This is a genomic window from Sphingopyxis sp. GC21, assembly GCF_025727575.1.
Taxonomy (GTDB): Bacteria; Pseudomonadota; Alphaproteobacteria; order Sphingomonadales; family Sphingomonadaceae; genus Sphingopyxis; species Sphingopyxis terrae_A.
The window spans coordinates 206,158-220,869 of sequence record NZ_CP095845.1; the positions used below are offsets into that span (position 1 = coordinate 206,158).

The window sequence follows — 14,712 nt, forward strand, 5'->3', positions numbered from 1 at the left end:
AGGCAGGGGTGAGGAGGGGCGGTTGTCATCCCCCCGTTTCGGCCCGCAAGGCCTTGCGGTCCAGTTTGCCGATCATCGTCTTGGGCAGATGATCGCGCACCTCGACGGCGCTCACGCGTTCATGCTTGCCGAGTTGCGGGTTGAGCCAGGCGGCGAGCGCGTCGCCCGAGACGTCATAGCCCTCTTCCAGCGTGACGAAGGCCTTGGGGTGTTCGCCGCGATAGGGATCGGGGACGCCGAGGACGATCGCCTCCTTCACCGCCGGATGCTGGTAGAGTTTGTGCTCGATCTCGCTCGGATAGACCTTGAAGCCGCCGACCGCGATCATGTCCTTCAGCCGGTCGACGATGCGGATATAGCCGTCGGCGTCGATCGTCGCGACGTCGCCGGTGCGCAGCCAGCCGTCGGCGGTGAAGCTGTCCTGGTCGGCATCGGGGCGGTTCCAGTAGCCGCGCATGATCTGCGGCCCTTTGACCGCGAGCTCGCCGGGCTCGCCCATCGGCGCGTCCGTGACCGGATCTTCCTTGTCGAGCAGGCGGATATGGGTCGCGGGGATTGGCTGGCCGATCGTCCCGGCCTTGACCGGTCCCTCATAGGGGTTGGTCGCGACGACCCCGGCGCTTTCGGTGAGGCCATAGCCTTCGACGAGCGACGCGCCGGTTGCCGCAACGAATTTCTCGCGCAGCTCGGCGGGCATCGGCGCGCCCCCCGAAATGCAGACCCGCAAGCTGGAGAAATCGGTTTTGGCAAGGTCGGGATGGTCGAGCAGCGCCTGATACATGGTCGGTACGCCGGGCAGCGCCGTCGCCTTCGTCCGGGTGATCGTCTGCAGCGCCTGTTTCGCGTCGAAGCGCGGGAGCATCGCGATCATGCCGCCGTTCAGCACCGTCCGGTTGAGGACGCAGGTATTGGCGAAGACGTGGAAGAAAGGCAGCACGCCGAGGATGCGGTCGTCGGCGTCGCGGTCGGGGTCGATCGCATTGACCTGCCGCGCGTTGGCGGTCAGATTCTGGTGCGTCAGCATGGCGCCCTTCGGCGTGCCCGTGGTGCCACCGGTATACTGGATCAGCGCGACATCGCCTTCCGGGTCGATGGCGACCGGATCGGGGCGCGCATCATTGTCGGTCAGCGCCGAAAAACGGATGATGCGCGGATCGTCGGGCACCGCCGCCGTCTCCTTGCGCCGGAACAAGCGGTAGAGGATCGACTTGGCCGCGGGCAGCCCGCCGGCGATCGAGCCAACGACCAGCCGCTTCAGGCTCGACCCCTCGAGCACCGAGAGCGCCGTCGGCAACAGCGCCGAGGCGCTGATCGTGAACAGCGTGTCGGTTCCCGAATCCTCCACCTGCGCCTCGAGTTCGGCGACCGTGTAGAGCGGCGAGAAATTGACCACGGTCGCACCGGCGGCAAGCGCGCCATAATAGGCGGCGACATAATGCGGAACATTGGGAAGGAACAGGCCGACCCGGCTGCCCTTGCCGATACCGCGCTTCTGCAGGCCGCGCGCGACGCGGGCGACCCCGTCCGCGACTTCGGCATAGCTGAAACGGCGCCCCATGAAGTCGAGCATCGGCGCCTCGCCGCGCCGCGCGACGCTGTCGGCGAGCATGGCAGGCAGCGAGAGGGGCGCGAACGACTGGTTCCATGGGGCGGGATGGCGATAATCGGTCGACCAGTCGTAGAGCGTGCCCATCGGGGGATGGCGTCCTTTCGGAAATGAGGCGGAATTTCCTTACACTAGGGTCAGTAAGCCGATATCGCAATCGGCAGCGCGCTTGCGGGCCGACGCCGCGGCGGCTAGGCAGGGCCATCGTCTTTGCAGGGGGATTGTCATGTCGCAGCTTTCATCTCGGATCGTCGCGGCCGTTGCCGTCATGGGCTGTCTGGTCGTGACCCCGGCGTCTGCAAAGGACAAAGACAAGGCGGCGCCCCGCCCGGCGCAGATCGAACAGCTCTATGCTTGCCGCGACATCGCCGATCCGACGCAGCGTCTTGCCTGTTTCGACCGCGAGGTTGGGTCGCTTGCCAGTGCGGACGAGGCCCGCGAAATTGTCTTTACCGACCGCGAAACGGCCAAGAAGACGCGCCGTGGCCTGTTCGGGTTCAGCTTTCCCAAGCTCGGCGGCATTTTCGGCGGCGACGAGGATGAGGTGCGCGAGATCGATACGGTCATCAAATCGGTGAGCATGAACCAGTCCGGGAAATATACGATGACGATGGAAGACGGCGCCGTCTGGTCGCAGATCGATACGACGGTATTGCCGCGGCAACCTAAGCCCGGCCAGAAGATCCATATCAAGACCGCGACGATGGGCAGCTATTTTGCCAGCGTAGAGGGTGGGCGGTCGATCCGCATGAAGCGCGACCGCTGACCACCTGGCGCCTTTGACTGCCGTGCCATGACCACGACCGCGCGATTGAGCCGGCCGACGGCTGGCGCTTCGCCCTTTGTACTGCTCGACGACGCGCGGGCAGAGAATGCAGCGTGCGCGCGGCTGTTCCGCGATCCGATAGAAATCCTCTGCGCCCGCGCGGTGCGGGACGTGGCGGCTCTGCTCGATGGGCTGGCGGCCGCGCGCGCGCGCGGGCTGCACGCCGCTGGCTACCTCGCTTATGATGGAGGCAAGGCGCTGGCGCCCGCCTCGCGGCACCGCTCTGCCGCGCCGATGAACTTCGATGCGCCGCTCGGCTGGTTTGGCCTGTTCGAGCGTGTTGAGCGAATCGATGCCGACGCAGTTGCGTCGCTTCTACCCGACCCCGGTGCCGCCTGGATTGGCGCACCACGTCCGCGCGTGGCGCGTGCGGATTACGAAGCCGCTGTCGCGCGGGTTCTCGATTATATTCGCGCCGGCGACATTTATCAGGCCAATCTGACCTTTCGCGCCGACGTGCCCTTCGCGGGCGATCCTCTCGCCGTCTATGCGCGGCTGCGGCAGACGGCGCGCGCGGGATATGGCGGTTTCATCTGGACCGGCGAGCAGGCGATCGCGTCGCTGTCGCCCGAGCTTTTCTTTACGCTGCGCGGCGGCGCGGTGATGGCGCGGCCGATGAAGGGCACGGCCGCGCGCCGCGCCCATCCCGAAAGCGACGCGCGCGCGGCGCGGGCGCTCGCGCTGGATCCCAAGCAGCGTGCTGAAAATCTGATGATCGTCGATCTGCTCCGCAACGATCTGTCGCGCGTTGCCGAGGCCGGATCGGTCGCGGTGCCCGAACTGTTTCGCGTCGAGACCTATCCCACGATTCATCAGCTTGTCTCCGACGTTACCGCAGCGCTCCCTGCGGACAAGGGCGGCGCTGACGTGCTGCGCGCCGCCTTTCCATGCGGGTCGATCACCGGCGCACCCAAGGTGCGGGCGATGGAGATCATCGACGAACTGGAGGCCGAGCCGCGCGGGATTTACACTGGTTCGATCGGCTTCATCGCGCCCGATGGCGAGGCGGCGTTCAATGTCGCGATCCGCACGCTCGTCTTTCCGTCGCAGCGCGACTTGCGCGACGGAGCGCATTGCGCCACGCTGGGGCTGGGTTCCGGAATCGTCGCCGACAGCGAACCGGCTGAAGAATGGCGCGAATGTCTGGCCAAGGGGGAATTTGTGGTCGCTGCCGGGCAAAGCTTCGATCTGATCGAGACGATGCACTTCGATCCCGTGGACGGCGTCCAGCGGCTCGAGGGGCATCTGGCGCGCATGAAGGCGAGCGCCGAGGCACTGGGTTTTCATTTCGATCGCCACGGCGCGCGCAACAATCTGCAGTCGGCGACTTTTCGCCTGCGCAGCGCCGCGCGCGTGCGGATGCGGCTGGCGCCCTCGGGCGCGCTCGCGGTCGAGGTGTCGCCGCTGCCGCGGCTTGCCGAGCTGCCGGTACCGGTCGCCGTCGCGCCGGCGCCGCTCGCTCCGGGCGATTTCCGTCTGACCCACAAGACCAGCCTGCGCGGCGCCTATGATGCGGTGCGCGCGGCGCACGGCACCGCCGAAGTCGTGTTCGTCGACGAACCGGGATTCGTGACCGAAGGAAGCTGGAGCAACATCTTCGTCGAGCGCGACGGCCTGTTGCTCACACCGCCGCTGTCGCTCGGCCTCTTGCCCGGCGTGCTGCGCGCCGAACTCGTCGAAAAGGGACGGGCGGTCGAGTCGCATCTGCGCGTCGCCGATCTGGCGGAAGGCTTTTTCATCGGCAATTCGCTGCGCGGGCTGATTCCGGCACGGCTGGCGCAGCCCGCAGGCTGACTTTCGGCTTGCATAGCTAATTTATGGCGCCGCCGGCTTGCCTATTGCGGGCGGAGGCTTTAGGCGCGGCCCCGCGCAATTTCCTGTCATTTTGCAGCCTGTCCGCGCAAGCCACGGAAAGTATCGTCATGTCGCTGAAGCCGCACACCTCCGCCGCCCTCAATCGCATCCAGCCCTCGGCCACGCTCGCAATGACCGCGCGCGTCACCAAGCTGAAAGCGGACGGCGTCGACGTGATCGGCCTGTCGGCGGGCGAGCCCGATTTCGACACGCCCGATTTCGTCAAGGAAGCGGCGATCGAGGCGATCCGCGGCGGCCAGACCAAATATACGCTCGTCGACGGCACGGTCGCGCTCAAGGAAGCGATCCGTGGCAAGTTCCGCCGCGACAATGGGCTCGAGTTCGGGCTCGACCAGATCACGGTCAATGTCGGCGGCAAGCATACGCTCTTCAACGCGCTCGTCGCGACGGTCGATCCTGGTGATGAGGTGATCATCCCGGCGCCCTATTGGGTCAGCTATCCCGACATCGTCGCCTTTGCCGGCGGCACGCCGGTGACGATCGAGGCGTCGGCGGCGCAGCATTACAAGATCACGCCCGAACAGCTCGACGCCGCGATCACCGCGAAGACGCGCTGGATCATCTTCAATTCGCCGTCGAACCCGTCGGGCGCCGCCTATTCGCCCGGAGAGCTCGACGCGCTGGGCGAGGTCATCCGCCGCCATCGGCATGTGATGGTGATGACCGACGACATGTACGAACATGTCTGGTACGCCGACTTCGCCTTCTCGACGCTGGCGCAGCGCTGCCCCGACCTGATCGACCGTATCCTGACCGTCAACGGCTGTTCCAAGGCCTATGCGATGACCGGCTGGCGCATCGGCTATGCCGGCGGTCCCGCATGGCTGATCAAGGCGATGGGCAAGCTGCAGTCGCAGTCGACGTCGAACCCCTGTTCGGTGGCGCAGGCCGCCGCGGTGGCCGCGCTCGGCGGGCCGCAGCAGTTTCTCGAGGAGCGCAACGCCGCGTTCCGCAAGCGCCGCGACATGGTGGTCGCGATGCTCAATGACGCGCCAGGGCTGAACTGCCCGGTTCCCGACGGGGCCTTCTATGTCTATCCCGACGCGAGCGGCTGCATGGGCAAGACGACCCCCGACGGCAAGCCGATCGACAGCGACGAAGCGCTGATCGACTATTTCCTCGACACCGCGCGCGTCGCGGCGGTGCATGGCGCGGCCTTCGGTCTGTCGCCAGCCTTCCGCGTTTCCTATGCGACGTCGGAGGCGGTGCTCAAGGAAGCGTGCATCCGCATCCAGCAGGCCTGCGCCGCGCTGCGCTGACCGCGGCGCCGGACGGGCGCTGCCTGAACGCTGCCCCGCCATCCGGTTCACCGGATAGTAAGCCATCATCTTTATGGGTGATGGCGGTCACTGCACGGCGGCACGGGGCGCGCCATATCGTCGCTGTAACCGAGGGGGCCTCCCCCGCGAAAACGACAATATGACAAAAAGAGGCTTTTATGTTTTCGATGTTCCGCTCCGACTGGTTTCCGACCATGCTCGCCGGCTTCGCCATTGGCGCCTTGATCGTCGTGCTGAATCAGCCGGCGGTCGCCATGCCGATCTGACCGCGATGCGGCGCCCCTTCGCCGCGCTGATCGCTGCCGCGGTGCTGGCGCAGTGCGCGCCCGCGCAGGCGGAAGGCGTCGTCAAGCTCCCCGCGGCGGCCGTCGATCCCGCAGTGAAGGCGAAGCGCGCCGTTGCGGTGCTCGCGGGCGGATGCTTCTGGGGCGTCGAAGGTGTCTTTTCCAATGTGAAGGGCGTCGTGTCGGTCGAATCGGGCTATCATGGCGGTAGCAAGGCCACCGCCGAATATGACCAGACCTCGTCCGGCACGACCGGACACGCCGAGTCGGTTCGCATCGTCTATGACCCGTCGGTGGTCAGCTATGGCACCTTGCTGCGCATCCTGTTTTCCGTGGTCGCCGATCCGACGCTGAAAAACCGCCAGGGGCCCGACAGCGGCACCCAATATCGTGCCGCGATCGTGCCGATGGATGCCGCGCAGCGGCAGGTTGCGACAGCGTATCTCGCGCAGATCGGCAAGGGCCATTATTTCAAGGCGCCGATCGTGGTCCCGGTCGAAAGCTACAAAGGCTTTTACCGCGCCGAAGCCTATCATCAGGATTTCATGCGCCTGCATCCCGACAATGGCTATATCCGCCGCTGGGATGCGCCTAAGTTGGCGGCGCTGAAACGCCTCTATCCCGAATGGGTGCGGGCAACCCCGGCGCCCTGAACGGCGCCGCACGCGGCAAGCCGTTCAGCGTTCCGCCATTTATCGCGCGATAGGAATCATTCACCGCAAATCGCTGGTCCGCGCAGGCGGAGTGCGGGACGCATGGTGCCGGCCAAAAGGTCGGGCGATAAACTGGTCGCGGGTTGCGGGGTTATGATGGCGTTGGGATTTTCGAGCAGGCGGCTGCTCGGTATGGCGATCGGCGGAATGGCGCTGGCGGGCTGTGTCAGCGGTGCGGCACTGGTGCCGACGCCGCGGCAGGCGCAAACGGCGCCGCGCGGTGCGGTCAGCGTTCCGATCGGGCCGCCGGTCAGCACCGCAACGCCGGCGCGCGCCGTGAATGCGCCCCCCAAGGACGTCGTCGATCCGGGCTTCCGGCGCCCGCCGAGTGGCCTGAGCGACCGGATTTCGCAGCTTTGGCGGACTTTCCCCGGCAAGACCGGCATCGCCGTCCAGCGCATCGACGGCGAATGGTCCTTTTCGGAACGCGGCGGGGAATTATTCCCGCAGCAGAGCGTGTCGAAACTGTGGGTGGCGATGACCGTGCTCGATGCGGTCGACCAGGGCAAGCTCAGCCTCGACCGCCGGGTGGACATTGGCCCCAACGACCTCACCCTGTTCCATCAGCCGCTCGCGGCGCGCGTGCGGTCGGAAGGCAAGGTGACGATGAGCGTGCGCGAGCTTATCGAAACCGCGATCACGCACAGCGACAACACCGCCAACGACAGCCTGCTGCGCACCGTGGGTGGTCCCGAGGCGGTCCGGCGCTTCATCGCGAAGAAGGATCTGGGATCGATCCGTTTCGGTCCCGGCGAGCGCCTGTTGCAGAGCGCGACCGCCGGCCTTGCGTGGCAGCAGAGCTATTCGCGTGGCAACGCCTTTCAGCAGGCGCGCGCCGCGCTTCCCGATTCGACGCGCAAGTCGGCACGCGAGGCCTATCTTGCCAATCCGATGGACGGCGCCGCGCCGGCGGCGATCGCGAGCGCCTTGACCCGGCTGGCGCGCGGGGCGCTGCTGTCGCCCGAATCGACGCAGTATCTGATGAGCGTGATGAGCCGGACGCGCAGCGGGCCGAAGCGGCTGAAGGCCGGGCTCCCCTCGGGCTGGGACTTCATGCACAAGACCGGCACCGGCCAGGATTACAAAGGCGAGACGGCAGGCTATAACGATATCGGCATCGCCACCGCGCCTGACGGCACGCGCTATGCCATCGTCGTGATGCTGGGCGACACATCGGCGTCGATACCCGCGCGCATGGCGCTGATGCAGGCGGTCTCCGGCGCGGTGGCCGAATTTCACGGAAAGTAGGCTTCGATGAAACGGGTGATGGTTCCGCTGCTGGCGCTGCCGCTGGTCCTGTCCGCCTGCGCGACGCCCGAGACGCGGCTGCGCAGCGGACTCCAGAATGCGGGTCTGTCGAAGACGATGGCGACGTGCATGGCGGGGCGCATGGTCGACCGGCTGTCGCTCGTCCAGCTTCGCCGCCTGTCGGCGCTGGGCAGCCTGAAGGACCGTGAAATCACCGACCTGACGCTCGACCAGTTCTTCCGCAAGGTCCGCGCGCTCAAGGATCCGGAGATATTGGCGGTGACGACCAGCTCCGCCGCGGTGTGTGCGCTGCGCTGATCAGGCCGCCGCTTTGGTCCGTGTCAAGAATTTCTGGGCGCGGCAGGGGTAGCCTTGCCGCGCAACTTGTGCTTATGCGGCGCCGCATATCTCCCCGCTTACAGAGTCGAAAGGCCCGGCAGAGCTCATGAACATCCACGAATATCAGGCCAAGGAACTGCTCGCGAAATTTGGCGTCGCGGTGCCCAAGGGCATTCCCGCGATGACTGTCGAGGAAGCCGTCGCGGCGGCAAAGCAGCTCCCCGGACCGCTTTACGTCGTCAAGGCACAGATCCACGCGGGCGGCCGCGGCAAGGGCAAGTTCAAGGAACTCGGCCCCGATGCCAAGGGCGGCGTTCGCCTCGCCAAGAGCATCGAGGAAGTCGAAGCGCACGCCAAGGACATGCTGGGCAACACGCTGGTGACGATCCAGACCGGCGAGGCCGGCAAGCAGGTCAACCGCCTGTACATCACCGACGGCGTCGACATCGGCAAGGAATTCTACCTCGCGCTGCTCGTCGATCGCGCCACCAGCCGCATCGCGGTCGTTGCGTCGACCGAAGGCGGGATGGACATCGAGGAAGTCGCGCACTCGGCGCCTGAAAAGATCCACACCATCACCATCGATCCCGCCACCGGCCTGATGCCGCACCACGGCCGTGCGGTGGCCAAGGCGCTCGACCTGTCGGGCGATCTTGCCAAGCAGGCGGCAAAGATCCTCGAGGGCCTCTATGCCGCGTTCCTCGGCACCGATGCTTCGCAAATCGAAATCAACCCGCTCGCCATCTGTCCGACCGACGAGGGCGACAAGCTCTATGTCCTCGACGCGAAGGTCGGCTTCGATTCGAACGCGATGTTCCGTCACAAGGATCTCGCCGAGCTGCGCGATCTGACCGAAGAAGATCCGGCCGAAGTCGAGGCGAGCGAATATGACCTCGCCTATATCAAGCTCGACGGCAATATCGGCTGCATGGTCAATGGCGCCGGCCTTGCGATGGCGACGATGGACATCATCAAGCTCAACGGCGCTTTCCCGGCCAACTTCCTCGACGTCGGCGGCGGCGCGAACAAGGAAAAGGTCACCGCGGCGTTCAAGATCATCCTCAAGGATCCCGCCGTTCAGGGCATCCTCGTCAACATCTTTGGCGGCATCATGAAATGCGACATCATCGCCGAAGGCATCGTTGCCGCGGCGAAGGAAGTGAATCTGTCGGTGCCGCTCGTCGTCCGCCTGGAAGGCACCAACGTCGAAAAGGGCAAGGAAATCCTGGCAAACTCGGGTCTCGCAATCGTTCCCGCGAACGATCTGGGCGACGCGGCGAAGAAGATCGTCGCCGAGGTTGCCAAGGCGGCCTGACCGGTTTTCCCCTTCCGCTCTTGCGGCGGAAGGGGTCGCCCACAGGTTGACGTTTACGTAAACGCCAATTATGGCGCACTGCACAATTTTTCGAGAGGAGCTGAAAAGCCATGAAAATCCTCGTCCCCGTGAAGCGGGTGCTCGATTACAACGTGAAGCCGCGGGTGAAGGCGGACGGCACGGGCGTTGACCTTGCCAACGTCAAGATGTCGATGAACCCGTTCGACGAAATCGCCGTCGAAGAGGCGATCCGCCTCAAGGAAAAGGGCGTCGCGACCGAGATCGTCGCCGTCAGCGTCGGCCCGGCGAAGGCGCAGGAAACGCTGCGCACCGCGCTCGCGATGGGCGCCGACCGCGCGATCCTCGTCCAGACCGACGATGAAGCCGAACCGCTCGCGATCGCGAAGATATTGAAGGCGATTGCCGATGCCGAAACGCCGGGTCTCGTGATCCTCGGCAAGCAGGCGATCGACGGCGACAACAACCAAACCGGCCAGATGCTCGCCGCGCTCACCGGCTGGGCGCAGGGCGCTTTCGCCAGCGCGGTCAATGTCGAGGGCGATCATGTCAGCGTGACGCGCGAAGTCGACGGCGGTCTCGAAACGGTGAAGCTGAAGCTTCCCGCGATCGTCACCACCGACCTGCGTCTGAACGAGCCGCGCTATGCGTCGCTGCCGAACATCATGAAGGCGAAGTCGAAGCCGCTCGATACCAAGGCGCCCGCCGATTACGGCGTCGACACGACGCCGCGCGTCAAGACGGTCAAGGTGTCGGAGCCGCCCGTCCGCCAGGCCGGGATCAAGGTCGCCGATGTCGATGAACTGGTTGCCAAGCTCAAGGCGATGGGAGTGCACTCATGAAAACGCTCGTTTGGGTCGAACATGACGGTAGCGCCGTCAAGGATGCCACGCTCGCCGCAGTAACCGCGGCTTCGAAGCTTGGCGAAGTCCATCTTCTCGTCGCCGGTGAAGGTGTTGATGGCGTTGCCAAGGCGGCGTCGGAAATCGCGGGCGTCGGCAAGGTGCATGTCGCCGACAACGCAGCCTTCGGTCACAATCTGCCCGAAAATATCGCGCCGCTCGTCGCCGACCTCATGGGGTCGCACGACGCGTTCGTCGCGCCTGCGACGACGACCGGCAAGAATATCGCGCCGCGCGTTGCCGCGCTGCTCGACGTGATGCAGATTTCGGAAATCCTGTCGGTCGAAGGTCCCAAGACCTTCACGCGCCCGATCTACGCCGGCAACGCGATCGCGACCGTCGAAAGCTCGGACGCGAAGCTCGTCATCACCGTGCGCGGCACTGCGTTCGAGAAGGCAGCGGCGACCGGTGGTTCGGGCGCGATCGAAGCCGTCTCGGCTGGCGGCGACGCCGGCATTTCGAGCTTCGTCGGCGCCGAAATCGCCAAGCAGGATCGTCCCGAACTCACCTCGGCGAAGATCATCGTGTCGGGCGGCCGTGCGCTGGGTTCGAGCGAGAAATATCAGGAAGTCATCGTGCCGCTCGCCGACAAGCTCGGCGCCGCGCTCGGCGCTTCGCGTGCTGCGGTCGATGCAGGCTATGTCCCCAACGACTATCAGGTCGGCCAGACCGGCAAGATCGTCGCGCCGGAAGTCTATTTCGCGATCGGCATCTCGGGCGCGATCCAACACCTTGCGGGGATGAAGGATTCGAAGACGATCGTCGCGATCAACAAGGACGAAGACGCTCCGATCTTCCAGGTCGCCGATCTCGGCCTCGTCGCTGATCTGTTCAGCGCGGTGCCCGAACTGACCGGCAAGATCTAACCCGCCCGACCATATGGCCGGCAATCATCCCGGAGTGCCCGGACTGGGCGACGCGCCGTTCAACGCCGGCGGTCGCCGGTCCGCGCGGCCGGGGCCGGGGCGCGAAATCGACGATGATGACCGCGCGGGCGACGACGAGGAAGCTGTTCACGGCCGCGCGCTGATTCTGGCCAGCGTCGCGCGCGACGCGCGGCTCAACCAGAAATTCCTGTTGCTGATCACGCTGTCGGCGGCGATCGCCACGCTCGGCCTGCTTCAAGGATCTGCGGCGGTGGTGATCGGCGCGATGCTGGTATCGCCGCTGCTCGGCCCGATCATGGGCGTCGGCTTTGGCCTCGCGACGCTCGAATCCAATCTCATCAAGCGTTCGCTCGTCACCATGGCGGCGGGGATGGCGGTCGCGGTGCTCGTCGCGATGCTGATCATCTGGCTGTCGCCGATCAAGGACGTCACCCCCGAACTGCGCGCGCGGACGCAGCCGACGCTGCTCGACCTCGGTGTAGCGGTCGTGGGCGGCATTGCCGGCGTCTATGCGATCCTGCGCAAGCTGTCGGGCGTGATGGTCGGCGTCGCGATCGCGACCGCACTGGTGCCGCCGCTCTCGACGATCGGTTTTGGCCTGGCCACCGGCCGCCCCGACTTCGCGCTCGGTTCGGCGCTGCTCTTCCTGACCAACACGCTTGCCATCGCCTTTGCTGCGACGATCGTCGCACGGGTCAACAAATTCGGCCCCTCGCTGACCCCGCAGCATACAGCGATGCAGATAACCGGAATCATCGTCACGCTGGGCGTGCTGTCGATCCCGCTGGCGCTGTCGCTCAACAATATCGCGCGCGAGATCCGCGCACGCTCGGCGGTGCAGTCCGAACTCAATCGCCTCCTCGGTGACGGCGATCGCATCGACAGCCTGAATGTGCGCACCGAGGGCGAGGAGGTGGCGGTCGACGGCGTCGTCCTCGTCGATCAATATTCGGCGCAGCTCAACGATCAGCTCGCCACCAAGGTGCGCGGCGATCTCGACCGCGATGTCAGCGTCAACCTCGTCCAGCTCAAGCAGCAGACCAACGCCGCGGTGCAGTTCGAGGAGCGGCTGAACCAGCGGCTCGCCACGCTCGAACAGCGTGACGCCGACAGCATGGGGATCATCGCCGGACTGACCATTGGCGAACTCATCCCGCGCGCGCGGGTGCTGGTCGATGCGCAGGCGCGCCGCGTCGTCGTCCAGCGCGACCGCGAGGGTGAAGGCGAACAGGTCGCCGCGGCGATCGACCGCATCATGGCCGACATCCAGGGCCGCTACCCGCAATGGCTGATCGAAAACGGCAGCTTCACCCCCGCCGAACCGCCGAAGGAGCCGGCGGACGGCGCGACCGGGGAAGAGCCTGCGGCGGCGCGCCGGTAAACCCGGCGTCTTGATACCGACGCATTCGCGATCATAGGGTGGGCGCAGTCCCCCTTTGGAGTCGTTCGATGCCCCAAGCCGACAAGCGCCTTATCCTCGCCGACGGGCTGGCCGCGGGCGACGATGATGCGGCGCTGCATGCGCGGCTGATCGCCGCGGGCGTGTCGGCGGCTTCGGCGAAATATGAGGTCGAGCGGCTGGCCAAAGACCCGATGGCGCTTGCGTTGCGGCGGCAGGCGTCGCGCAGCGCCAAGCAGCAATGGCTCTTCGCCAATCAGGCGCGGCTTGCGCGCGAGAGCGAAGGCGGCTTCGTGCTCGATACTGCCGATCGCATCGCGACCGCAGACTTTTATCGCGGCTATTATGACGCGAACCGTCCGGTGAAGCTGGCCGGCCTCGTCGATCATTGGCCCGCCCTGTCGCGCTGGTCGCTCGATCATTTTGCGGCGGTCGCGGGCGGCGCGGCCGTCGAAGCCCAGGTGGGGCGCGACGGCGACCCCGATTATGAACTCGCCAAGGACGCCCATCGGCGGATGCTGCGGTTCGGCGAGCTGATCGACTGGCTGCGGGGGGACGAGGCAAGCAACGATATTTATCTCACCGCCTATAACAGCGGCACCAACGCGGCGGCGCTCGCGGCGCTGTGGGACGATCTGGCGCCGATCGACCTCCTGGAGCCGCGCGACGGCCGCGACGGCTTTTTCTGGCTCGGTCCCAAAGGGACGCTGACGCCCTGGCACCATGATCTGACGAACAATCTTCTCGTACAGGTCATGGGCCGCAAGCGAGTCCGCATGGCACCGCCCTGGGCCTTTGCGCGGATGCGCAACAGCCGCCATTGCTTTTCCGACTGGGGCAACGAAGCGCTGCCGGCGGGCGATGGCACCGCCGAAACGCCGCCGGTTCTCGAATGCGTGATCGGGCCGGGCGAGGCGATCTTCCTGCCCGTCGGTTGGTGGCATCAGGTCGAGGCGCTCGACCTGTCGGCGAGCATGAGCTTCACCAGCTTCCGCCGTGCCAACGCGCATGTCGCCGATTATCGGTCGTGGGGTGCGCTCTGAAAGACTTGCTTTGGCCAGCTTCTTCGCCGACATTCCGGCCATGGAGAGAGTGACTTACCGCAGTTCGTCCGTCGTCGCCGTCGCGATGCTTTCGCTGCTGACGGCTCCAAACGCAGGCGCCAAGCCGAAAGAGCCGATGCATCTTCAGCCCAGTTCGAAGTGGCATCTGAATTATGCGGACGACAGTTGCCGCCTGGCGCGCCAGTTCGGCGAGGGCGACGACAAGGTGATGCTGGTCATGGACCGCTTCGAACCCGGCGACGGGATGCGGATGAGCGTTTTCGGCAAACCGGCGCGTACGAGCCGGATGGACGGCGATGCGAAAATTCGCTTCGGCCCGAACCAGGCGGAGCAGGCGATCGGATTCTACCCGGGCAAGGGCGATGGCAAGACCCCGGCCCTCGTGCTGCGCAGCGAAGTGAGAATTGCACCGCGCAGCGAAGCCGAAAGCGCAGCTCATGACGCCGCGCACGACGCGGGCGATTTCAGCTTCCGCTGGTCGACGGTTACGCCTGCCGAAGAAGCCGCGGTCACATGGATTGAAGTGGGCGTCCCAGCCGGTCGGAACTTCGTCCTGGAGACGGGTTCGATGGGCAACGCCTTTGCGGCGCTGAGCAAATGCACCGACGAACTGCTCGACCATTGGGGCGTTGACGTCGCGCGGCATGCAAGGATGACGCGTCCGGTCACCCCGAAGAGCGATCCTCGCCAATGGATCCGGTCGGATGAATATCCCAAGGAGATGCTTTGGCAGGGGCAGCGCGCGCTGGTGCAGTTCCGGCTCGATGTCGATGCGTCCGGAAACCCCACCGCATGTCACATCCAGCAAACGACGCGCGCCAAAGAATTCGACGACGCGGTTTGCAAATCGATCATGCGCCGTGCCGAATTCCTTCCCGCGCTCGACGCCGAAGGCAAGCCGATGGCATCCTATTGGCTCAACAGCGTCAATTTCCATGTGGGATTGTAAAGGGGCT

General features: G+C 65.7%; 13 protein-coding genes. 12 read left to right on the forward strand and 1 reads right to left on the reverse strand.

Translation table 11 applies throughout. The annotated features are described in order from the left end of the window. Positions 1–25: 25 nt before the first annotated feature. Positions 26–1,693: a long-chain-fatty-acid--CoA ligase gene (locus MU856_RS00990; protein WP_062901015.1), complete on the reverse strand. Its 1,668-nt coding sequence runs from the start codon at positions 1,691–1,693 to the stop codon at positions 26–28. 139 nt (positions 1,694–1,832) lie between these two features. On the opposite strand from MU856_RS00990, the gene MU856_RS00995 reads away from it, so the two are divergent. The 12 genes from MU856_RS00995 (at position 1,833) to MU856_RS01050 (ending at position 14,705) form a co-directional block, all read left to right on the forward strand. Further along, the gene (locus MU856_RS00995) at positions 1,833–2,372 is read left to right on the forward strand and encodes a hypothetical protein (RefSeq protein ID WP_062901014.1); all 540 of its coding nucleotides are present in this window, start codon (positions 1,833–1,835) and stop codon (positions 2,370–2,372) included. Between the two features lie 27 nt (positions 2,373–2,399). Beyond that, positions 2,400–4,226: an aminodeoxychorismate synthase component I gene (pabB, locus tag MU856_RS01000; protein WP_263588229.1), complete on the forward strand. Its 1,827-nt coding sequence runs from the start codon at positions 2,400–2,402 to the stop codon at positions 4,224–4,226. A gap of 128 nt (positions 4,227–4,354) precedes the next feature. Continuing rightward, the gene (locus MU856_RS01005) at positions 4,355–5,566 is read left to right on the forward strand and encodes a pyridoxal phosphate-dependent aminotransferase (RefSeq protein WP_263588230.1); all 1,212 of its coding nucleotides are present in this window, start codon (positions 4,355–4,357) and stop codon (positions 5,564–5,566) included. Positions 5,567–5,858: 292 nt separating this feature from the next. Continuing rightward, the gene (msrA, locus tag MU856_RS01010; protein WP_217373134.1) at positions 5,859–6,524 is read left to right on the forward strand and encodes a peptide-methionine (S)-S-oxide reductase MsrA; all 666 of its coding nucleotides are present in this window, start codon (positions 5,859–5,861) and stop codon (positions 6,522–6,524) included. Between the two features lie 192 nt (positions 6,525–6,716). Next, complete coding sequence (bla, locus tag MU856_RS01015) at positions 6,717–7,832, forward strand: class A beta-lactamase (protein ID WP_234181080.1); 1,116 nt, start codon at positions 6,717–6,719, stop codon at positions 7,830–7,832. Between the two features lie 6 nt (positions 7,833–7,838). Continuing rightward, entirely contained in the window at positions 7,839–8,150 is a 312-nt protein-coding gene (locus MU856_RS01020) for a hypothetical protein (protein ID WP_062901011.1), read from the forward strand. 127 nt (positions 8,151–8,277) lie between these two features. Continuing rightward, positions 8,278–9,486: an ADP-forming succinate--CoA ligase subunit beta gene (gene sucC / locus MU856_RS01025; RefSeq protein WP_263588231.1), complete on the forward strand. Its 1,209-nt coding sequence runs from the start codon at positions 8,278–8,280 to the stop codon at positions 9,484–9,486. A 110-nt stretch (positions 9,487–9,596) separates the two neighbouring features. Further along, a complete protein-coding gene (locus tag MU856_RS01030) occupies positions 9,597–10,346 on the forward strand; it encodes an electron transfer flavoprotein subunit beta/FixA family protein (protein WP_263588232.1) in 750 nt (249 codons plus the stop codon). Continuing rightward, positions 10,343–11,272, forward strand: a complete 930-nt coding sequence (locus tag MU856_RS01035; protein WP_186401146.1) for an electron transfer flavoprotein subunit alpha/FixB family protein — start codon at positions 10,343–10,345, stop codon at positions 11,270–11,272. The genes MU856_RS01030 and MU856_RS01035 overlap by 4 nt, the downstream gene beginning before the upstream one ends. A gap of 34 nt (positions 11,273–11,306) precedes the next feature. Beyond that, positions 11,307–12,674 carry a DUF389 domain-containing protein gene (locus MU856_RS01040; RefSeq protein WP_263588233.1) on the forward strand — a complete coding sequence of 456 codons (1,368 nt, stop codon included), beginning with the start codon at positions 11,307–11,309 and terminating at the stop codon, positions 12,672–12,674. Positions 12,675–12,742: 68 nt separating this feature from the next. Next, positions 12,743–13,735, forward strand: coding sequence for a cupin-like domain-containing protein (locus MU856_RS01045; protein WP_263588234.1), 993 nt, complete (start codon positions 12,743–12,745; stop codon positions 13,733–13,735). Between the two features lie 10 nt (positions 13,736–13,745). Further along, the gene (locus MU856_RS01050) at positions 13,746–14,705 is read left to right on the forward strand and encodes an energy transducer TonB (protein ID WP_263588235.1); all 960 of its coding nucleotides are present in this window, start codon (positions 13,746–13,748) and stop codon (positions 14,703–14,705) included. Positions 14,706–14,712: the final 7 nt, after the last annotated feature.

Excerpts from the sequence above, each read along its gene's own strand:
- sucC (WP_263588231.1), top strand. The coding sequence starts at position 8,278 with ATGAACATCCACGAATATCAGGCCAAGGAACTGCTCGCGAAATTTGGC.
- msrA (WP_217373134.1), top strand. The coding sequence starts at position 5,859 with ATGCGGCGCCCCTTCGCCGCGCTGATCGCTGCCGCGGTGCTGGCGCAG.
- bla (WP_234181080.1), top strand. The coding sequence starts at position 6,717 with ATGGCGATCGGCGGAATGGCGCTGGCGGGCTGTGTCAGCGGTGCGGCA.
- MU856_RS00995 (WP_062901014.1), top strand. The coding sequence starts at position 1,833 with ATGTCGCAGCTTTCATCTCGGATCGTCGCGGCCGTTGCCGTCATGGGC.
- MU856_RS01045 (WP_263588234.1), top strand. The coding sequence starts at position 12,743 with ATGCCCCAAGCCGACAAGCGCCTTATCCTCGCCGACGGGCTGGCCGCG.
- MU856_RS01035 (WP_186401146.1), top strand. The coding sequence starts at position 10,343 with ATGAAAACGCTCGTTTGGGTCGAACATGACGGTAGCGCCGTCAAGGAT.
- pabB (WP_263588229.1), top strand. The coding sequence starts at position 2,400 with ATGACCACGACCGCGCGATTGAGCCGGCCGACGGCTGGCGCTTCGCCC.
- MU856_RS01020 (WP_062901011.1), top strand. The coding sequence starts at position 7,839 with ATGAAACGGGTGATGGTTCCGCTGCTGGCGCTGCCGCTGGTCCTGTCC.
- MU856_RS00990 (WP_062901015.1), bottom strand. The coding sequence starts at position 1,693 with ATGGGCACGCTCTACGACTGGTCGACCGATTATCGCCATCCCGCCCCA.
- MU856_RS01005 (WP_263588230.1), top strand. The coding sequence starts at position 4,355 with ATGTCGCTGAAGCCGCACACCTCCGCCGCCCTCAATCGCATCCAGCCC.
- MU856_RS01030 (WP_263588232.1), top strand. The coding sequence starts at position 9,597 with ATGAAAATCCTCGTCCCCGTGAAGCGGGTGCTCGATTACAACGTGAAG.